13 protein-coding genes are annotated in these 20504 nt (G+C 61.8%); 9 read left to right on the top strand and 4 right to left on the bottom strand.

The genetic code is table 11. The features are described from left to right. The first annotated feature begins 96 nt into the window (after nt 1-96). A complete protein-coding gene (locus tag LJ738_RS11790) occupies nt 97-3438 on the top strand; it encodes a S41 family peptidase (RefSeq protein WP_227786514.1) in 3342 nt (1113 codons plus the stop codon). Between the two features lie 310 nt (nt 3439-3748). Here the strand turns inward: LJ738_RS11790 and LJ738_RS11785 are convergent, their stop codons facing one another. Together LJ738_RS11785 and LJ738_RS11780 are read right to left on the bottom strand one after the other, a co-directional pair. Beyond that, on the bottom strand, nt 3749-4954 hold the full coding sequence (locus LJ738_RS11785; RefSeq protein ID WP_227786513.1) for a homogentisate 1,2-dioxygenase: 1206 nt from the start codon (nt 4952-4954) through the stop codon (nt 3749-3751). A 265-nt stretch (nt 4955-5219) separates the two neighbouring features. After that, nucleotides 5220-6896: a S41 family peptidase gene (locus LJ738_RS11780; protein WP_227786512.1), complete on the bottom strand. Its 1677-nt coding sequence runs from the start codon at nt 6894-6896 to the stop codon at nt 5220-5222. Nucleotides 6897-7329: 433 nt separating this feature from the next. Between LJ738_RS11780 and ruvX the strand changes: the two genes are divergently transcribed. The 6 genes from ruvX to LJ738_RS11750 all read left to right on the top strand — a co-directional run bounded on the left by ruvX (nt 7330) and on the right by LJ738_RS11750 (nt 15349). After that, on the top strand, nt 7330-7755 hold the full coding sequence (gene ruvX / locus LJ738_RS11775; protein WP_068191489.1) for a Holliday junction resolvase RuvX: 426 nt from the start codon (nt 7330-7332) through the stop codon (nt 7753-7755). Between the two features lie 155 nt (nt 7756-7910). Further along, on the top strand, nt 7911-8519 hold the full coding sequence (gene def / locus LJ738_RS11770) for a peptide deformylase (RefSeq protein WP_227786511.1): 609 nt from the start codon (nt 7911-7913) through the stop codon (nt 8517-8519). A 408-nt stretch (nt 8520-8927) separates the two neighbouring features. Then, entirely contained in the window at nt 8928-12074 is a 3147-nt protein-coding gene (locus tag LJ738_RS11765; RefSeq protein WP_227786510.1) for a SusC/RagA family TonB-linked outer membrane protein, read from the top strand. A gap of 30 nt (nt 12075-12104) precedes the next feature. Then, nucleotides 12105-13619, top strand: coding sequence for a SusD/RagB family nutrient-binding outer membrane lipoprotein (locus LJ738_RS11760; protein WP_227786509.1), 1515 nt, complete (start codon nt 12105-12107; stop codon nt 13617-13619). Between the two features lie 39 nt (nt 13620-13658). Further along, nucleotides 13659-14246 (top strand): hypothetical protein, encoded by a 588-nt coding sequence (locus LJ738_RS11755; RefSeq protein WP_227786508.1) that lies wholly within the window; start codon nt 13659-13661, stop codon nt 14244-14246. Between the two features lie 125 nt (nt 14247-14371). Beyond that, nucleotides 14372-15349, top strand: a complete 978-nt coding sequence (locus LJ738_RS11750) for a zinc dependent phospholipase C family protein (protein WP_227786507.1) — start codon at nt 14372-14374, stop codon at nt 15347-15349. Between the two features lie 197 nt (nt 15350-15546). On the opposite strand, the gene LJ738_RS11745 is transcribed toward LJ738_RS11750, so the two are convergent. Next, nucleotides 15547-16461 (bottom strand): ion channel, encoded by a 915-nt coding sequence (locus tag LJ738_RS11745; protein ID WP_227786506.1) that lies wholly within the window; start codon nt 16459-16461, stop codon nt 15547-15549. A gap of 185 nt (nt 16462-16646) precedes the next feature. Between LJ738_RS11745 and LJ738_RS11740 the strand changes: the two genes are divergently transcribed. Together LJ738_RS11740 and LJ738_RS11735 are read left to right on the top strand one after the other, a co-directional pair. Continuing rightward, nucleotides 16647-17021 (top strand): DMT family protein, encoded by a 375-nt coding sequence (locus LJ738_RS11740; RefSeq protein ID WP_227786505.1) that lies wholly within the window; start codon nt 16647-16649, stop codon nt 17019-17021. Nucleotides 17022-17146: 125 nt separating this feature from the next. After that, nucleotides 17147-19462, top strand: coding sequence for a patatin-like phospholipase family protein (locus LJ738_RS11735; RefSeq protein WP_227786504.1), 2316 nt, complete (start codon nt 17147-17149; stop codon nt 19460-19462). 30 nt (nt 19463-19492) lie between these two features. On the opposite strand, the gene LJ738_RS11730 is transcribed toward LJ738_RS11735, so the two are convergent. Continuing rightward, on the bottom strand, nt 19493-20419 hold the full coding sequence (locus tag LJ738_RS11730) for an NAD(P)/FAD-dependent oxidoreductase (RefSeq protein ID WP_227786503.1): 927 nt from the start codon (nt 20417-20419) through the stop codon (nt 19493-19495). Between the last annotated feature and the right edge of the window lie 85 nt (nt 20420-20504).

Here is a 20504-nt window from a genome sequence, read left to right as displayed (position 1 = left end):
TTCACCGCGAGCAGGTAGCTCCTCGCCTAAGCGAAAATACTTGTTTATCAGTTTCAGAGCTAACTTGGACACCTCTTCATATCCTTCAATTAAAACATGGTGAAACCTTACTCTTTGCTTGCCTTGGCGTGGGCGTTTGCGCTACCCTCCCAGGCCCAAACCGCTGGCCCCGAAACCCTGCTGCTGCGCGAGCCGGCCCTGAGCCGCGACAAGCTGGCCTTCAGCTACGCCGGCGACATCTGGACGGCCAACCGCGACGGCTCCAACCCGCAGCGCCTCACAGTGGGCCCGGGCGTGGAAACCAGCCCCCACTTCTCGCCCGACGGCCAGTGGATAGCTTTCACCGGCGACTACGACCGCAACCCCGACGTGTACCTGGTGCCCATCGGCGGCGGGCAGCCGCGCCGCCTCACCTGGCACCCCTCGGCCGACGTGGTGCGCGACTGGACGCCCGACGGCAAGAGCATTCTCTTCAGTAGCTCGCAGGAAGCGTATGCGCGGTCGTTGCAGCTGTTTACGGTGGCGGTGGCCGGTGGCCTACCCACGCGCCTGCCCCTGCTCATGGGCGAAAAAGGGAGCTACTCGGCCGATGGCAAAACGTTGGCCCACACGCACATCACCAACGCTACCGATACCTGGAAGCACTACCGCGGCGGCCGCACCGGCCCCATCTGGCTCACCAACCTGCAAACCCTGGCCACCGAAGAAATCCCCCACGAAAACGCCACCGATACCAGCCCGCGCTGGCTGGGCGGCAAGGTGTATTTCCTCAGCGACCGGCAGCGTACCAACAACGTGTTTGTGTACGACGTGGCCTCCAAGAAAGTGGAGCAGCTCACGCGCCATACCGACTACGACGTGAAAGCGCTGGCCGGCTACGGCACCGAGCTGGTGTACGAGCAGGCCGGGCGGCTGCATGTGCTCAATACCGAATCGGGCAAAGCCACGTCCCTCAAAATCAGCATCACGCCCGAGGTGCTGGCCCTGCGCCCGCAGTACCGCAACGTGGCCAATATGCTGCGCTCGGCCGCGATTTCGCCCACCGGCATGCGGGCCGTGGTAGAAGCCCGGGGCGACATTTTCACCGTCCCCGCTAAGAAAGGCGAGAGCCGTAACCTCACCCACTCCGACGGCGCCCACGAGCGCTACCCGGCGTGGTCGCCCGACGGCACGCGCATCGCCTACGTGTCGGACGTATCGGGCGAGTACCAGCTGCACGTGCAGGACCAACGCGGCATCAAGCCCGCCGAGTCCTACTCGCTGGGGGCGCCGTCCTTTTACTTCCATCCGCTGTGGTCGCCCGACAGCAAGAAAATTGCCTACACCGACAAAAAGCTCAACCTCTGGTACCTGAACCTGGCCAACAAAAAGTCGGTGCGGGTGGCCACTGATGCTTTCGGCCCCGTGCGCGGCGAGCCGGTGATGGCTCCGGCCTGGTCGCCGGACGCCCAGTGGCTGGCCTACTCGGCCCTGATGCCCAATCACCTGCGCACCGTATTTGTATACCACTTGCCCACGGGGCGGCGCTTTGCCATCAGCGACGGGCGCAGCGACGCTACCTCGCCAGCCTTTAGCCGCGACGGCAAGTACCTCTTCTTTGCGGCCAGCACCGACGTGGGCCTGCGCACCACCTGGCTCGACATGACAGCCTACGACCGCATGAGCAAGCGCACCCTCTACGTGGCCGTGCTCAACCAGAAGGATGCGTCGCCTTTTGCCCCGCAAAGCGACGAGGAAAAGGACGCCATCAGAAAGCCGGACTCTGTGGCAGTGGGCAAGCCGGTGGGCAACCGCCCCGCCCCCAAAGTGGCCATAAAGGACCTGAAAGGGAAAAAGCCAGCCAGCGTGAAAGTGGTTATCGACACCGTCGGCATGAGTCAGCGCGTGCTGGTGGTGCCCGGCTCTGCCGTGGGCTCCCTCGACGGCTTGGAAGTAGCCGACGGCGACAAGCTGTTTTACCTGGAAGCCATGCCCGCCACCACCCCGGCCGGCCCCGCGGCCACGGCCGCCGAACCCACCCAACGCCTGCACCGCTTCGACCTGAAAGAGCGCAAAGACGACGTGTTTATGGCCGAGGTGAGCGGCTATGCGCTCAGCGCCGATGGCAAGAAGCTGCTCTATATGGCGTCCGGCAACGCCTTCGGAATTGTGGAAGCTGCGGGCAAACCCACCGCGACCGACGGCAAGCTCACCCTCACCGGCATGGACGCCTACATCGACCCGCGCCAAGAGTGGGCGCAGATGTTCAACGAAGTGTGGCGCCTGGAGCGCGACTACTTCTACGACGCCAACATGCACGGCCTGGACTGGGTGGCCACCAAGAAAAAGTACGCCTCCTTCCTGCCCTACGTGGCACACCGCGCTGACCTCAACTACCTATTTGGCGAGATGATGGGCGAAATGGTGGTGGGCCACAACTACGTGAGCGGCGGCGACATGCCGGCCCTGCAAGCCGGCCCCGTGGGGCTGCTCGGCGCTGACTACGAGGTAGCCAACGACCATTACCGCTTCAAGCGGGTCTTCAACGGCGAAAGCTTCAACCCCGGCCTTCGCGCCCCGCTCACCGGCCCCGGCGTGAACGTAAAAGTAGGCGAGTACCTACTGGCCGTGAACAACCGCCCGGTGCGCGGCACCGACAACGTGTACAGCTTCTTTGAGAACACCGTGGGCAAGCAAATCACGCTTACGGTAAACACCAAGCCCACCATGAGCGGTGCCCGCGAGGTAACCGTGGTGCCCGTGGCCAGCGAGGCCACCTTGCGCCGCATTGCCTGGGTTGAGGGCAACCGCCGCAAGGTGGACGAGCTCACCGGCGGGCGCGTAGCCTACGTGTACCTGCCCAACACCGGCCCCGAGGGCTACGAGTTTTTCAACCGCTACTACTTCAGCCAGCTCGACAAACAGGCCGTTATCGTTGACGAGCGGTTCAACGGCGGCGGCTTCGTGGCCGACTACATCCTCGACCTGCTCAACCGGCCTTTGCTCAGTTACTGGGCCACTCGGGAGGGCCCCGCTTTCACCTCCCCGGGGGCATCCATCTATGGCCCGAAGGTGATGCTGGTGAATGAGTTTGCCGGCTCGGGCGGTGATGCGTTGCCGGCCTTCTTCCGGCGGCGCGGGCTGGGCACCATCGTGGGCAAGCGCACCTGGGGCGGGTTGGTTGGCATTTCGGGCTACCCGCCGCTCATCGACGGCGGCAGCGTGACCTCGCCCAGCTTCGGCATCTACAGCCCCGACGGGAAATGGGAAATCGAGAACATCGGCGTCTCGCCCGACATCGAAGTCGACGTGCTGCCCAACGCTACTCAAAACGGCGACGACCCGCAGCTTGCCAAAGCTGTGGATGTCATCATGGCTGACTTAAAAAAGCAGCCCTTCAAGCTACAGACCATCCCCGCGCAGCACCCCGAGCGGGCCGGCGGGAAGATGGAGCAATAAGACTGACGGCCGAGAATGAGTGGAGCTTCCGGCTGAGCGAAGCATCTCGCGTGAGAACCTCACCCCCGGCCCCTCTCCAAAAGAGAGGGGAGCCACGGCACAAGAATCAGCTCAATTCCTAATTAAAAGACCCGACTCAATATTGAGTCGGGTCTTTTTGTTGACTGGTTACCGTCAGGCTCCCCTCTCTTTTGGAGAGGGGCCAGGGGTGAGGTTCCCCGGTGCGGCTCAACGAAGCAGTAGAGATGCTTCGACAAGCTCAGCATGACGTTCTGTTTTGGCTTAGCTAGCGCTTAGCCCACAGTTCAGCTCAATCCATCATATCCGCCGATTTGGGCGGGTCGGGCACGAAGCCGGGATTCCAGCTCATCGGATAGCGGGCATCTACATAAGGCAGCGCCGCTTCGGTGAGGTAGAGCGGGCGGAAGGTATCGAGCATAACGGCCAACTCGTGGGTTTCTTTCTTGCCGATGCTCGCCTCCACGGTGCCGGGGTGCGGGCCGTGCGGCAGGCCCGTGGGGTGCCAGGTGAAGGAGGCCAGGTCCACGCCCTTGCGCGACATGAAATTGCCGGCCACGTAGTACAGCACCTCGTCGGAATCGACGTTAGAGTGGTTATAGGGCGCCGGAATGCTGAGCGGGTGGTAGTCGAAAAGACGCGGCACAAACGAGCAGATGACGTAGTTGCGGCCCTCGAAGGTTTGGTGCACGGGTGGCGGCTGGTGCAGGCGCCCGGTGATGGGCTCAAAATCGTGGATGCTGAAGGCGTAGGGGTAGAAATACCCATCCCAGCCCACCACATCGAAGGGCGAATGCGCGTAAGTGAGCTGGTGCAGCATGCCCTCTTTCTTGACCTGCACCACGTAGTCGCCCTCGGGCAAGTCGTCGAGAATCAGCTCGGTGGGTGGGCGCATGTCGCGCTCGCAATACGGCGAGTGCTCCAGCAGCTGGCCGAAGTGGTTGCGATAGCGCCGTACGGTTTCCACAGGGCTGAACGACTCAATAATCATCAGCCGGACGGGGCCTTCTTCGAAGTGGAGCTGGTGAATGACCGTGCGCGGCACCACCACGTAGTCGCCGGGCTCGAAGGCAACTTTGCCCATCTGGCTCCAGAGTTCGCCGCGGCCTTCGTGCACGAAAATCACCTCATCGGCCTGGGCGTTCTTGTAGAAATAATCCATCCGCTTGTCGGTGGGGTTGCAGATGCTCATGGTCACGTCGGCGTTGCCGAGCAGGGTTTGGCGAGCGGCGAGGTAGTCGCCCCCGGTGCTGGTTTGAGCCAGCGTGCGCAGGTGCTCGGGCTGCAGCGGCCGGTCCTTCAGCAGCTTGGGGGCGTAGGACCGTGGCTCGCCTACATGCTTAATCTGGGTGGGCGGGTGCACGTGGTACAGTAGCGACGACACGCCGTGGAAGCCCAGCGTGCCCACCAATTGCTCCGAATACAGGGTGCCATCGGGCTGGCGAAACTGGGTGTGGCGCTTGCGCGGAATCTGGCCGAGGCGGTGGTAGTGCGACATGAGAACAAGGGTGGGATTTGGGCAGTGAAGTTACGGGGCCGGCTTGTTTTGGCGTTGCCCAACGGTCATTATGGGCAGCGCCTGTCATTGTGAGCGCAGCGCGGCAATCCGTCCTCTCTCCGCGACCAGCCCAATAATGTGACAAGCCCCGGTACAGCACAGTACCGGGGCTTGTCGCTTTAGAAAGTGTCTGGCTTTTACAGGACGGATTGCCTCGCTGCGCTCGCAATGACAGAAAAGGCGCAATGACAGGTGCCGCCCGCGCTTATTTTCCCAGCAGGGCCAGTTGGGCGGTGCTGTCGCTCACCACGTGCAGGGCGCGCTGCAGCTCGGGGTCTTGTTCGCGGAGCACCGTGTAGTACGCCACGGGCCCGTAGGCGCTGCGGGCAATGTAGGCCTTGAGCTGGTTGCGCAGCAGGGGCGCGCACCGGCGAATGGAGGCCACATCCGTGGTCACGCCAACCTGAGCTGCTTGGGCGGCCAGGCTCACCAGCTGCGCATCGGAAATGCGGAAGGTGGCATGGAACTGCTCGAAGCGCAGGCCTTCCAGCTCCGCTTTGTGCGCCTGATAAAAGGCGAGCGCAAAGGCGCGGGCCACGCCGTAGCTCAGCAGCTTGGTGACGTAGGCGGAATGCGCCAGCGTATCGCGGGGCACAAATACATCCGGCATGATGCCGCCGCCGCCGTACACGGTGCGGCCGTGGTCGGTGCGGAAACGCAGCTCTTTGGCGAAGCGAATGCTGTCGGCCGACTGCAGCTCGCCGCGGGCGGCACGGTTGGCCACGTCGGCGCGGTATTCGGCGTAGTTGGCGCCGTAGGGCTTCTGGATGGAGCGGCCGGATGGGGTGTAGTAGCGCGCAATGGTCAGGCGCAGCTCGCTGCCGTCGCTCAGGGCAATGGGCTGCTGCACCAGGCCCTTGCCGAAGGTGCGGCGGCCCACGATGGTGGCGCGGTCGTGGTCTTGCAGGGCGCCGGCCACCACTTCGGCGGCCGAGGCGCTGCCTTCGTCCACGAGCACCACCAGGGCACCTTCTTCAAACTCGCCGGCCACCCGGGCGTAGGTCTGCGAGTCGTACTGCTCGCCCTTGCCGTCGGTGTACACGATTTTGCGCGAGCCCCCAATAAACTCATCGGCCAGCTGGGTGGCACGGTCGAGGTAGCCGCCGGGGTTGCCGCGCAAATCCAGCACGAGGCGGGTTAGGCCCTGGCGGCGCAGGTCAGCCAAAGCAGCCTTGAACTCGTCGTAGGTATTGGAGGCGAACCGGCTCACTTTGATGTAGCCGGTTTGGCCATCCACCAGGTACGCGGCATCTACCGAGGCGTTGGGCACACGGCTGCGGGGAATGGTCAGGTTGAGCGGGTGGCCCTGGCCGCGGCGGCGCAGCTCCATCGTGACGCTGCTGCCGCGGGGCCCGCGCAGCAGCTCGCTGAGCCGGGCGGTGCTCAGGTGCCCGCCCGATACGCGCTTGTTGGCGATGCTCAGAATCTGGTCGCCGGCTTGCACGCCGGCTTGCTCGGCCGGGCCGCCGCTGAGCGGGGCCACCACGGTCATGGTGTCCCGAAACAGGTTGAATTCGATGCCGATGCCGTCGAAGTCGCTTTGCAGGAAGGAATCGGTCTTTTCGCGGTCGCGGGCGGGGATGTAGACGGAGTGCGGGTCGAGCTTTTCGAGCATCTGCCCCACGGCGTAGTCGGCCAGGGCTTCCGTGTCGACGGAGTCGGCGTAGTCGCGGTCCACGTAGCTCAATATTTCCTTGAAGCGCAGGTAGCCGCGAGCCGTAGCGTCGGGGTTTTCCGACGACGGGCGGAAGGGGTTGTTGGCCACCAGCACCCCGCAGCCCATGGCCAGCATCAGTAGTACTCCCTGCCGCAACCACCCGCGCCGCCCCCGGGAGGGAGCAGGCCGAGCCGTTTCGGAAGCCGCTGAAGACGAGGAAGACATAAGAAAGGTATAAGTGCTAGCGAATAGAAAAATCGTATTGTACAGACCAAAACTATTGAAATTTTCTTAGAACAGAATTCGCTAAGACAACAATACTTGTATTTCGAAGAAAATTACAACATTTTACGTCTATAAAGATAAATTTTGACGTATTTAATGGCAAATTACAATTGTAAACACCTCTAAATAATAAGTTTTGAGGAGACACATTTTATAATTTTACCCATATAAGCTTGATATTTTCCGAATTTCACACCAATTACCCCTTCTTGAAACGTCCTATTCTTCCGCCCCCTAACTCGGCCATTTTTATTTCAAAACCAGCTCAACTACGGGCCGGAGCAACCCTTTGGATTGAGGCCCTTGCCCCTGCCGTATCTTTGCGGCGGCAATACTTGCCAACACCTCACTTCGCTACTCCACCCCCGGGCACATGGGCCGCATTCTCGCCATCGATTACGGAAACAAGCGCGTTGGGCTGGCCGTGACCGACCCCCTGTGCATGATTGCCTCGCCCCTGGAAACCATCCATAGCCAGGATTTGGTGAAGTACGTGCTGGCGTACCACCAGCGCGAGCCGCTGCGGGCCGTGGTGGTGGGCATGCCGCGCACGCTGCTCAACGAGCCCACCGACGTGACCAGCGCCGTGGTGGGCCTGCTGCGCCGCCTGCGCCGCGAGCTGCCCGAAGTGCCCGTGCACGAGCTCGACGAGCGGTTTACCTCCCGCATGGCGCACGCCACCATGCTGGCCGGTGGCCTTGGCCAGAAGGCCCGCCGCGACAAAGCCACCGTAGACCGCATCAGTGCCACCATCATTCTCCAATCGTTTCTTGAATCGCCGCTCATGCGTGAGGTTTAGTTGTTTTGTTAAACGCCATGCTCATCTGGCGTCCGCGTAGCCGAAGCGTCTCGCTCGCATCGTTGGGCTGCTTTGATTGCTACCCCACGCGAGCTGCTTCGGCTACGCGGACGCCAGATGAGCATGACGTTCTATTTTAAATTGACCACTACAATATGATTTACTCCATCGTTGCCATTGGCGACCCCGTGCTGAAGACCAAAGCCAAAAACCTGGCGGCCGACCTGGCCGCTGCCGACCTGCAGCAGCTCATTGCCGACATGTACGAGACCATGTACTACGCCCACGGCGTGGGCCTGGCCGCGCCCCAGATTGGCAAGGGCGTGCGCCTGTTTGTGATGGACTCGGGGCCGATGGTGGAGCTGGACGAAGAAGACCTGGCCGAGCTGGAAGAAGGCGAAATGCCCGAGCCGCCCATCAAGCGCGCGTTTATCAACCCCGTGATGGTGAGCGAAACCGGCGAGATGTGGGGCTTTGAGGAGGGCTGCCTGAGCATCCCCGGGGTGCGCGAGCTGGTGAACCGCCACGCCGACATCGTGCTGCGCTACGAAGACGAAAACCGCCAGGTGCACGAAGAAGCCTTTTCCGGCATGGCCGCCCGCATCATTCAGCACGAGTACGACCACCTGGAAGGCGTGCTGTTCACCGACAAGCTGTCGGCGTTTAAAAAGCAGCTGCTGAAAGGCAAGCTCGCCCGCATCAGCAAAGGCGACGTGAAGCACGACTACCGCATGAAGTTTGCCGGCGAAGGCAAGCGCCGCTAAACCAGCTCAATTTCTCCTGAAGGCTGCCCGTTCCGCTCTCTGAGCGTGACCAGCCTTCGCCCTCCCGCGCCCCCGGTAGCTCCAGCTGCCGGGGGCGCGGCTTTTACGGGACCCTGCGCCTCTTTAGTAGCTGGATAGCGGTTGCCGTGGGTTGAGACCTTGAGCAGACTTTTAGTAGACCTGAATTTTCCTCATTGCAGCCGCTTAAATAATATTAGAATCTTTATTTTTCTCCATGAAATCAAGAAGCTGATTTCCAGCAACCCGTTAACAGTAGGTCAGCACAACTGACGACTTTTTTAGCTCAACTACTGCTAATAATTCAAAAATGTCTTGTCAATACTATATTATTTGGCGCGCTGATTTGTAATTTGTTGCAGATTCCCTCCTCAATAAAAGTCAGCCATTATGAAAAAAATGCTACTGTTGGGCTTATTTATTTTGCTCAATGCGCTCCAGGTTGCCTGGGCGCAGAACCGACAGATTACCGGGCGGGTCACGGACAAGCAAACGAGTGAAGGGCTGCCGGGCGTGACGGTGCTACTGAAAGGCTCTACCGTGGGCACCTCGACCGGTCCGGACGGCTCGTTTACGCTCAGCGTACCGGCCAGCGGGGGCACGCTTAGCTTCAGCTCCATTGGGTACGCCACCGTGGAGCAGCCCATCGGCACGGATAACACCTACAACGTAGCGCTGGCCAGCGACGTGAAGCAGCTCAACGAGGTGGTGGTGACGGCCCTGGGCATTGAGCGCGACGTGCGCTCGGTGAATACAACGCAGCAGCAGGTAAAAGGCGAAGACCTGGCCCAGAAATCGGAACCCAACGTGCTCAACACGCTGCAGGGCCGGGTTTCTGGCGTCAACATCACCAGTGCCAGCGGCCTTCCGGGCTCCTCCACCAACATCAACATCCGGGGCATTACCTCGCTGCAGGGCAACAACCAGCCCCTGTTTATCGTGGACGGCATCCCCATCAGCAACTCGCTGGACGTGACGAACGGCACCACGCTGGGCACGCTCGGCGCCGCGCAAAGCTCCAACCGCGCGCTCGACATTGACCCCAACAACGTGGAGAGCATCAGCATCCTGAAAGGGCCCGCCGCGGCGGCCCTATATGGGTCGCGCGCGGCGTCGGGGGCGGTTATCATTACCACCAAGTCGGGCCGCAACGTGAACAAGAAGCTCGAGGTAACGGTGACGTCGGACTACAGCATCCAGAAAGTGTACGGGCTGCAGGACTTCCAGAACGACTACGGCCAGGGCACCGGCGGGGTGCTCATCACCACGGGTGGTAACATCAACACCGGTTCGCAGGCATCGTGGGGGCCGCGGTTCGGCACTCCGGCCACGGCGGCCAACGGCATTGGCGTGCTGAAGCTGCCCGATGGCACGCCGGTGGAATACAAGGCCTACCCAAACAACATCAAGAACTTCTTCCGGACGGGCCACATCCTATCGAACGGGGCCAACATCGCCGGCGGCAATAAGGACCAGAACTTCAGCCTGAACATCAACAACACCAACCAGGTCGGCATCACGGAATTTGCCAACCTGAAGCGCACCAACGTGCAGCTGGGCGGCAATACCACCCTGATTAATAAGCTGAAGGCCGGGGGCTCGGTGAACATGGTTTTGTCGAACCAGTTGGGCGCGCCCGTGGGCAACGGCAGCAGCGCGTTTGGCCAGCTGCCCAGTGTGCCGCGCAGCTACGACCTGCAGGGCTTCCCCAACACGGACCCCGTCACGGGCCGCAGCGTCTTCTTCGGCGGTTCCGACAACCCCTACTGGAACCTGCGCAACAACCCCACCACCAGCGACCTCACGCGCTTTATCAACGTGGGTAACCTGAGCTACGACGTGGCCCCCTGGCTGAACGTGGCCTACCGCCTGGGCTACGACACCTACACCGACCGGCGCAAGCAGATTTACTCCGTGGGGGCCGCCCGTGTGCCCTCGGGCCAGATTCTGGACCAAAACATTTTCCGTAGTGAGCTCAACGGCGACCTGCTCGTGACCCTGAAGCGCGACAACGTGCTGCGGCCGGGCCTGAACGCCACCCTGCTCCTGGGCCAAAACGTCAACCAGCGGCGCTTCCAGAGCATTTCTTCGCAGGCCGACAACGTGCTGGTGCCGGGCTTTACAAATGCCTCGGTGGGCGGCGTTTTCTCGAACGGCACCGGCGAGCGGTCGGAGGTGCGGCGGCTGCTGGGCTACTACAGCCAACTGTCTTTGGCCTTCAACGACTATCTGTTTGTGGACGTGACGGGCCGAATCGACCAAACCTCAACCCTGCCGAAGAACAAGAACTCCTACTTCTTCCCTTCGGCCACGCTGGGGCTGGTGTTCACCGATGCGCTCAAGCTCAACTCGTCGATTCTCTCTTATGGCAAGATTCGCGGCAACGTGGCCCGCGTAGGCCGCGACGCCGACCCGTATTCGCTGACCACGCCCTACAGCGTCATCGTGCAGGGCAACAACGTGGCCGGCCTCACGTTCCCACTGAACGGCGGCGGCGGCTTCCGCATCAGCCAAACGCTGGGCAACCCGAACCTGGAGCCGGAATTTACCAAGTCGGTGGAAGCGGGCCTGAACCTGGGCTTCTTCCAAAACCGTCTCACGTTTGACCTGACGGCCTACAAGACCGTCAGCAGCAACCAGATTGTGCCCATCACCACGCCGGGTAGCACCGGCTTTACGCAACGCTACGCCAACGTGGGCCGGCTCGACAACAAGGGCATCGAAGGCCTGATGACCGTCACGCCGGTGCGCACCGACAACTTCCGCTGGGACATCACGGCCAACTACACGGCCAACCGCAACAAGGTGGTGTCCATTGCCGAGGGCGTGGAGCGGGCCCGTATCACCGGCTCGGGCTTCATTGGCAGCCTGCCGTTTATTGTGGTGGGCCAGCCCTACGGCGTGATTGTGGGCGGCAAGAAGTCGCGCAGCCCCGACGGCCAGTACATCATCGACCCGCGCACGGGTGTGTTTGAGGCCGATATCCCGAACTCCATTATTGCCAACCCCAACCAGCGCTGGCAGGGCGGCCTCACCAACAACCTCACGTACCGCGGCATCAACCTCTCGTTTGTGGTGGACACCCGCCAGGGCGGCGATATCCTCTCCTTCACCAACGGCTTTTACCGGTCCAACGGCGCGCTCGAGGAAACCGGCCACGACCGGGAGCTGCCCCGCGTGATTCCGGGCGTGATTCGCAATTCGGACGGCACGTTCCGGCCCAACAACATCGAGGTAGACGCTCAGACTTACTGGGCGGCGTTTGGCCTGCAAAGCGACCTGAACGTGTACGACGCCACCGTGTACCGCCTGCGCGAAGTATCGGTGGGCTACACCGTGCCCAAGACGGCGCTGGGCAACCTGCCCTTTGGCCAGGTGAACTTCTCGCTCTCGGGCCGCAACCTGTTCTTCTACGCGCCCAACGCCAACTTCGACCCCGAGCTGAACACCCAGGGCGCCGGCAACATCCGCGGGCTCGACCTGCAGGGCCCGCCCAACGCCCGCACGTACGGCGCCAACATCCGTTTTACTTTTTAAGCGGTTTCGACCGATTCCGACATGAAATCCATGACGCTATTTCGCTGTGCTCAGGTGCTCGCGGTTGCCCTGGCAGTGGGCAGTTGCAACAAGAACGACTTTCTGGATGTCAACAACAACCCCAACTCGCCCCAGAATGTACCGCCCACGGTGCTGCTCACGGGGGCTGAGGCCACCACGGGCTTTGCCATTGGCAACGAGGTGGGCCGGGTGGCCGAGCTGTTTGTGCAGCACACGGCCGGCATCCTCAACCAGCCCCGCACCTACGACACGTACCAGATTCGGGGCGGCTTCGACAACCAGTGGAACAACGAGTTCTACGGGGGCACGCTGATTAACCTGCAGCAAATCATCAACTCGACGCAGGCCACCAGCCCGGCCTACGCCGGCGTGTCCAAGATGCTGAAGGCCTACAACTACGCCGTGCTCACCGACCTGTGGGGCGACATTCCCTACTCGCAGGCCCTGCAGGGCAACCTGGAAACCCCCAACCTGCAGCCGCGCTTCGACAAGCAGGAAGACATCTACAAAGGCAACACCGCGCTGGGCATTCAGAGCCTGTTCGATTTGGTGCGCGAAGGCCTGGCCGATGTGGACAAGACCAGCACGCTGAAGCCCGGCGCCGGCGACGACCTGGTGTACAAAGGCGACCTGGCCAAGTGGAAGAAGTTTGGCAACACGCTGCTGCTCAAGTTTGCCAACACCATCAGCAAGAAGGAGCCGGCCCTGGCAACCACCGTCATCAAGGAAGTGCTGGCCAAAACGCCCACAGCGTACATCGCCGACAACAGCGAGGACTTTGAGGTACCCTTCGGCACGGCCGTGGGCAACCAAAATCCCATATACGCCTACAACTACGTGAACCGCCCCGATGACCAGATGCTGAGCCAGCGCTTTCTCGATACGCTCAACCTGCTGAAGGACCCGCGGCTTCCCAGGTATTTCACGGCCACGCCGGGCAACGCAGCGGCTACGAACACCGATTTCGGCAAGTTTACGGGCTACGACAACGGCGGCACGGCCGCTACGCCCGTGATATCCAGCCGCTCGCGCTACGGCGTTTACACCATCGGCACCAGCGGCGAAGCGCCCATCCGGCTGGTTACCAACTTCCAGCGGGCCTTCATCCTGGCCGAGTCGGTGCTGACCCTGCCCGGCGTAACCGTAACGGGCCAAACGGCGCAAACGCTGTTTCAGGAAGGCATTCGGGCCTCGATGACCAAGGCGGGCGTTTCGGCCACCGACATCACGGCATATTTCGCGGCCAACCCCAAGGTGGTGACCTTATCGGGCACCACCGAGCACCGGCTCAACCAGATTATCACCCAGAAGTGGATAGCCTGGGTTGGCAATGGCTACGAGGCCTACAACGACTACCGCCGCACGGGCTTCCCGCGGCTGGCCCTCTCCACCAACCCCAGCTCCGAAAGCCCCACCGCCATCCCCAGCCGGTTCTATTATCCAAACGTGGAGATTACCTCCAATGCCCAGAACATCCCCACTCCCCAGCCCCTGACCACGGTGAAAGTGTGGTGGGCCGAATAAGGCCGGACCTGCTTTCCTCACGTCTTTCGACTCATTATCATGAAAAAGCAACTCGCCCAATTCATCCTGCTCGGCCTGCTTTCGGTGGGAGTGTTCTCCTGCAAAAAGGAGTATGACGACAAAAGCCTCTCGCCCCTGCAAGACAGCGTAGCCGAAATCCCCATCACGGTGCCCAACCAGGAGTTTTTCGAGCGGTTCCCCATCGTCACGGCTTCGGTGAGCAAGAAGGACGCCGCCGGAAACACGGGGCCCTTCACCATCATCCTGCAAATCCCATCCGACAAGGGCAAGATTAAAGAAATCAGCCGCATCACCACCGGCACGGCCGGCCTGGCCAACATGACCGGGGCGGAGTCCTTGTCTTACAACTACGACGTAACGGGCAAAAAACTAGTGCCCATCCCCGGCAATGGCACCAACCAGATTACGTTTACTTCGAGCCTGAGCCAGTACACCACCTACCGCACCCGCGTTGGCGCCGCCGCCGCCGGCCAGCCGGCCGTGGTGGCGCCAACCGCTGCCTTCAACGCCCAAAACCCCAACCAGCTTCCCTTCTACTTCCTCATTACCCTGGAAGACGGCCGGCAGCTGGTGTCTACCGCCGTCCGCGTGCGGGTGGTAGATTAGCTCAACTTGCCCATAACTATCAAGAACACCCTTGGCTTAGCGCCAGGGGTGTTTTTTATTTATGGGGCAAGGGGTTTTAGCTCAATTGTGCTTCGGATAAAAGACGGTTCCCGTACCTTTTGCCCGTGAAAAAACCTGCTCTACTCCTTCTGGTTTGTCTACCCCTGCTCTTCTTTTATCATCGGGCGCAGGCCTGGGGCTTTTTTGGCCACCGGCTGCTCAACCGCCTGGCCGTGTACACGCTGCCGCCCGCCATGGTGGGCTTCTACAAGGCCAACATTGACTACCTGACCACCAACGCCACCCGGCCCGACTCGCGCCGCATGGTGGTGCCCACCGAGGCCCCAAAGCACTTCCTCGACGTGGACCGCTACGGCGACAGCGCCGCCTACAAAATGCCCCGCCGCTACGCCGATGCCGTGGCCCGCTACGGCGAAGATTCCCTGCTGCTCCACGGCATCGTGCCCTGGAACGTGGTGACGATGAAAAACCAGCTCACCGCCGCCTTCCAGGCCCGCGACACCGACCGCATCCTGCACCTCTCCGCCGACCTGGGCCACTACATTGCCGATGCCTGCGTGCCGCTGCACACCACCAAAAACTACAACGGCCAGCTCACCAACCAGCGTGGCATTCACGGCCTGTGGGAGTCGCGCCTGCCCGAGCTGCTGAGCACCGACTACGACCTGTTCAGCGGCAAGGCGCAGTACCTGGAAAAGCCCACCGACGCCATTTGGGCCGCCGTAATCCGCTCGCACGCCGCCGTGGACTCGGTGTTTCGCTTCGAAAAAGAGCTGACGGCTCAATTTCCCGAAGACCGCAAATACGGCTACGAGCAGCGCGGCACCCAAACCGTACGCACGTATTCGCGCGAGTTCAGCAAAGCCTACCATGCCCGGCTCAACGGCCAGGTAGAGCGCCAGATGCGCTACGCCGCGGCTCTCATCGGCAACTTCTGGTACACCTGCTGGGTCGATGCCGGTTCGCCCGATTTGAGCAAGCTACCCCGCACCCCTTCCGAAACTGAGAAGCTACGCCTCGAACGCGAAGCTAAGGAAGCAGCAGCCGCGCCGGTAGTGAGTGTGCCCGGACACGACGAATAAGGAAAGCCAAACATCACTCCCCTCCTTACCAAGGAGGGGATGTTTCAGCGCCAGCTGAAACGGGGGTGGTTGCGGGCGTTGAACGTTTCGCACCAGCATCGTTCGGGTGTCGTTCAACGCCCGCAACCACCCCAGCTCAACTTAGCAGTTGAGCGTCCCCTTCTTACCAAGGAGGGGAGTTTTGTTTTCTAGCCCAATTAATCCTCCAGCGGCTCGGTGCGGTGCAGCTGGTCCAGGTCGATAACGGCGATGCCGTCATCGTCCACTTCGTAGGCGCGGATGAAGCGACGGTGCCACTCGATTTCCTCGTGGGTGTAGGAGTTGCGGGCGTGCACATCCTGGGCAAAGGTGTCGTCGTAGCCCTTCAGCTGGATGATAATCTCCACGTCCTGGGCTTGATAATCTTCCGGCCCATAGCCGTACAGCGGGCTTTCCGGCGTAATGTCGTGCACTATCGTCCAGCTGAGCGGGAAGAAATTCACGGTATCGCGCTCCAGCGGCAGAAAAGCATACTTCTGGTTGCTGGTGCCCGGCTCAATGGTTTTGACCAGCACGCGGGCCTGCAAGTCAATCAGGATGTTGGAGCGCTGGTTGGCGATGCGGAACTGCAGGCTGGGCGTGCCGTCGGGGCGGCGGCTGATGATGGCCGTGCGGCTGAAATGAATGCGTGCCGTGGGCCGCGAAAACCGCCCGTATAGCAAGCCCGTGGCCAGGGCAAAGGTGAGCACGCCCACCAGCGCCTCCAGGCTGGACACCAGTCCGGCGCCATTGCTGCCCGGGTACACGTGGCCGTAGCCCACCGACGTGAAGGTTTGGATAGAGAAAAATAAGGCGCTTAGAAAATCCTGCCACACGCCGCGGGGCGCCGTTACCCCGGGCAGGTTTTCCAGCCCCAGCAGCAGGTAGGCAGCGGCAAAAATGGCATTGAGCACGCCGAAAAACGCCACCACTACGCCGATAAATGGCCACCAATCCATCTGCACAAGCCACTGGTAAGCGTCGAAGCGGTGGGGGCCGCCGCGCCGCCGCACGTTGAACGAACCGTCGTGGTTGATGGCCCGCTTGGTGCGCCGCGAGAATTTTTCGCCAATGCCGGGGTCGAGGGTTGCCATAGGGGTACTGCTGAAAACTAAAAACGAGCGGTTGAGCTAATTCCGGCCCAACTTGCAGGGCCCGGCTACCGTTTGGCATCGGCAGCAGAGAACCCACGGCCGAAACTATAACAAGGATGGCCGAGTCCTGCTTTGTCTGTTTTGAACCATCCACTCCAGCTCCGCAAATTGTCCGGTTTCCTCCCATGAAAGGTGTTTACTCCATCCTGCTCCTCACCCTTTCCAACCTATTCATGACGTTTGCCTGGTACGGGCATCTGCACTTGTTCAAGAAAATGGCCTGGTTTGCCAAAATGGGGCTGTTTGGCGTAATCATGATAAGCTGGGGCCTGGCGCTGTTCGAGTACATCTTTCAGGTGCCGGCCAACCGGCTGGGGTTTGTAGAAAATGGCGGGCCGTTCAGCTTATTTCAGCTCAAGGTGATTCAGGAAGTTGTCACCCTCACGGTGTTTACGCTGTGCGCCGTCTTCATCTTCAAAACCGATAAATTGGGCTGGAACCACGTGGTGGGCTTTGCGCTGCTGGTGGCCGCCGTGTACGTCATCTTTAAGAAGTGGTAACGGGCAGCTACTGACCCCGCTGGCACGCTAGTCCAGGCCCTTTGCCTGGCCCGCACCCAACAACCCGCCCCGCACCGGAGGCGTAGAGAAGACTGCTTTGTTTAAAAGCACAGTAACTTAGATTTATGCAAAAAATGATACCGCGCATTGTTGCGCTTTTAGGGCTGGTCTGCCTGCTGCCTTTTGGGGCCTCGGCCCAGCGGGTGGGCGTGGTGCTGAGCGGCGGAGGCGCCAAAGGACTGGCCCACGTGGGCGTGCTTAAAGTACTGGAGGAGAACGGCATCCCCATCGACTATATTATTGGCACCAGCATGGGCTCCATTGTGGGGGCGCTGTATGCGGCGGGGTACTCGCCGCGCGAAATGGAGCAGCTGATGCTCACGCCGGAATTTCAGAACTGGGTGAGCGGCAAGCCCACCGAGGACAAGACCTTCAACTACCTCACCGCCGAGCCCTCGCCCTCGGCCCTGCGGGTGGGTGTGGCGCTGGACTCCACGTTCAAGGCGCGCATCAGCACCAACCTGGTGAACGACCTCAACCTCAACTTTGCCCTGGCCCGCACGCTGGCCCCAGCCGCCGCGCAGGCCAACTACGATTTCGACAAGTTGTTTGTGCCCTTCCGCTGCCTGGCGGCGGAGGTGTTCACCCGCAAGCAGGTAATCCAGAAAAGCGGCTCGCTGGCCGATGCCGTGCGCAACTCCATGACCGTGCCGCTGGCCTTCCGCCCCATCCGCAACCCCGACGGGCGCTACCTCTTCGACGGCGGCATCTACAACAATTTTCCCACCGATGTGATGCGCAAGGAATTCGCCCCGGACGTCATCATCGGCGTGAACGTGGGCGACGTGGCGTACAAGAAATACCCCTTCAAGAACGACGACGCGCTGCTCACCGGCACGCTGCTTTTCCTAGGCGCCAACGTGGCCGATACCCTGAGCGTGGGCAAAAACGGCGTGTTCATCCAGCCCGACCTGGAAGGGTTCGGCGGCACCGATTTTGACCGGGTGCACGACTTGATTGCCAAAGGCGACACCGCCGCCCAGCGCCAGCTGGAGTTGCTCAAGAAACGCATCACGCGGCGCGTGGACACGCTGGAGCTGCAGAAGCGCCGGCAGGCCTTCCAGGCCGGCGCGCCCGAGCCCAACTTTGTGCAGGTGCGGGTGCAAGGCCTACGGCCCGACCAGAACAGCTACGCGCAGCAGTTCTTCCGTCGCTCCGCGGGCCGCAACTACACCATCGACGACCTGGAAGAGGGCTACTTCCGGCTGGCGTCGGACGACTTTTTCCGCAACATCTACCCGCGCATCAAGTACGACCCCGCCCAGAAAGGCTACGTGATGAGCGTGGACGCCCGCCAGAACAACAACGTGACCGCCGAAGCGGGCTTTGTGCTGAGCAACCGGCCGCTCGACAACCTCTACGTGGGCGTAGAGTACCGCTACCTTCGCCGGCTACTGTACTCGGCCACGGCCAACGTGAGCCTGGGCCGCTTTTACAACGGCGCGCAGGGCAGCTTCCGCATCAACGTGCCCGGCCGGCTGCCCTTTTACGTGGAACCCACCGCCACCTACAACCGCTGGGACTACCAGAACACCAGCGGCTTGCTGGGCCGCGACGTGCTGAGTACCCAGGTGCGCCAGCAGGACACCAAAGTGGGCGCGCAAGTAGGCATCAGCCCCAACTACCGCAGCCGGATTCTGCTCGATGTGGGCGCCTTCTACCTGAGCGACGACTACGCCAACGTGTCTGAAATATCCAGCACCACCAAGCTCGACAAAACTAACTTCCGGGGCGGTACGGTAGCCGTGCAGTTTGCCCGCAACTCTCTCAACCGCAAGCAGTATGCTACCAGCGGCAAGCGCGCCGTGTTCACGGTGCGCGGCGTGAGTGGCTCCGAAGACTACAAGCAGGGCGACACCTCCATTCTGCCCGGCTTCTCGCAAAACCACCAGTGGGTGCAGGTTCGCGGCACGCTCGAGAAATACTTCCCCCTGAAGGGCGACAAGCACGCCTGGGGCTACTACGGCGAAGTGGTAATTAGCGGCCAGGGCACATTTGCTAACTACCGCTCCAGCATCACCACGGCGCCAGTATTTGCGCCCCTGCCCGACTCGCGCACTTCATTTATGGACAACTACCGCTCGCCGCGCTACGCGGCCGTGGGCCTGCGCTACACCATGCCCTTCCTGGGCAAGCTCGAATGGCGCAACGAAGTGTTTACCCACGTGAACTACAAGCCCCTGCGGCAGGACGAAAACCAGCGCGCCGTCCGGCTCGGCAGCTTCGAGCGCCCCCGCCTCACGGCCAGCACGGGCCTCGTGTTCCAAACGCCGGTGGGCCCGCTGGCTCTGCACGCGCTGTTTTACGACGACCCCGCCCGCCGCTTCAGCGTGTACGGGCACCTGGGCTACCTGCTCTTCCGCAGCCGGGCCCTGGAATAAGCCTGAGGGCTTTGGCGGCCCTTATTTAGCTCAACGCGGGCATTCCTCGCGAGTAAGGGCTTCGTTGATGACGATGGCGGCCCGGCTGCCGGCCGCCGCGGCCAGCAGGGCCTGCTGGGCGCCAGGGGTGGTGTCGCCGGCTGCGTACAGGCCCGGCACCGAGGTTTGCATGCCCGAATTGACCCACACGGCGCCTTTGCTGGTATGGCGCGCCCCGAGCTTTTCGGCCAGCGTACTGCGCTGGTACTGGGAGGCGTGCAGAAACAGGGCCTTGCGCTCGAGCTGGCTGCCATCGGCAAACTCAATGCATTCCAGGTCGTCGGTGGCCGAGCCGATGAGGCGCGTGATGTGTTCTTCGCGGATTTTGATGTGCTGCCGCCGCAGCCGGCGCCGGGCATTGTGCGTCAGGTGTCCCGGCCCGTTGGTCACCACCACCACGTCGTGGCTCCAGCGGCTCACCAGCAGCGCCAGGCCCGTCACAATGCGGCCCTGCCCGTACACCGCCAGGGGCTGGTTGCGCACCTCCCACCCGTGGCAGTACGGGCAGTGCAGCACCCCCCGCCCCCACAGCTCCCGGAACCCCGGCAATGGCGGCAACACGTCCAATACGCCCGTGGCCAGCAGCACCCGCCGGGCCGTGATGCTCACGGGCGTATCGTCGGTGGTTAGACAGCCGGAGGCCCGAAAGCCCTTTTCCAGCGGGATTACCTCGTTAATTTCCAGGCACTGCATTTCCACCGTGGTGTACTGCCGCAGCTGCTCCTGCCCCAGCCGCAGCAGTTCGGCCGGAGGAATGCCGTCGCGCGTGAGAAAGCCGTGCACGCCGGGCGAGGCCTCGTTGCGCGGGGGGCCGCCATCGGCCAGCAGCACCCGGCGCAGGCAACGCCCCAGCGTAAGGGCCGCCGACAGGCCAGCGCTGCCCGCCCCAATAATCAGAACGTCGTATTGAAATTGCATCGGAAAGACAAAAAACAAGCCCCAAGCCGTTTTAACCCCCGCCACGGGTAGGAGGTTGCGTCGGGCAGCTCAACGAAGGCACAAA

This window comes from Hymenobacter plasmatis (assembly GCF_020711255.1).
In the GTDB taxonomy this organism is placed as follows: domain Bacteria; phylum Bacteroidota; class Bacteroidia; order Cytophagales; family Hymenobacteraceae; genus Hymenobacter.
This window is presented reverse-complemented; position numbering and strand designations above follow the sequence as displayed.

What these genes read in the sequence shown, in the direction of transcription:
- LJ738_RS11790 (WP_227786514.1), top strand. Translation starts at nt 97, where the DNA reads ATGGTGAAACCTTACTCTTTGCTTGCCTTGGCGTGGGCGTTTGCGCTA.
- LJ738_RS11785 (WP_227786513.1), bottom strand. Translation starts at nt 4,954, where the DNA reads ATGTCGCACTACCACCGCCTCGGCCAGATTCCGCGCAAGCGCCACACC.
- LJ738_RS11780 (WP_227786512.1), bottom strand. Translation starts at nt 6,896, where the DNA reads ATGTCTTCCTCGTCTTCAGCGGCTTCCGAAACGGCTCGGCCTGCTCCC.
- ruvX (WP_068191489.1), top strand. Translation starts at nt 7,330, where the DNA reads ATGGGCCGCATTCTCGCCATCGATTACGGAAACAAGCGCGTTGGGCTG.
- def (WP_227786511.1), top strand. Translation starts at nt 7,911, where the DNA reads ATGATTTACTCCATCGTTGCCATTGGCGACCCCGTGCTGAAGACCAAA.
- LJ738_RS11765 (WP_227786510.1), top strand. Translation starts at nt 8,928, where the DNA reads ATGAAAAAAATGCTACTGTTGGGCTTATTTATTTTGCTCAATGCGCTC.
- LJ738_RS11760 (WP_227786509.1), top strand. Translation starts at nt 12,105, where the DNA reads ATGACGCTATTTCGCTGTGCTCAGGTGCTCGCGGTTGCCCTGGCAGTG.
- LJ738_RS11755 (WP_227786508.1), top strand. Translation starts at nt 13,659, where the DNA reads ATGAAAAAGCAACTCGCCCAATTCATCCTGCTCGGCCTGCTTTCGGTG.
- LJ738_RS11745 (WP_227786506.1), bottom strand. Translation starts at nt 16,461, where the DNA reads ATGGCAACCCTCGACCCCGGCATTGGCGAAAAATTCTCGCGGCGCACC.
- LJ738_RS11740 (WP_227786505.1), top strand. Translation starts at nt 16,647, where the DNA reads ATGAAAGGTGTTTACTCCATCCTGCTCCTCACCCTTTCCAACCTATTC.
- LJ738_RS11735 (WP_227786504.1), top strand. Translation starts at nt 17,147, where the DNA reads ATGCAAAAAATGATACCGCGCATTGTTGCGCTTTTAGGGCTGGTCTGC.
- LJ738_RS11730 (WP_227786503.1), bottom strand. Translation starts at nt 20,419, where the DNA reads ATGCAATTTCAATACGACGTTCTGATTATTGGGGCGGGCAGCGCTGGC.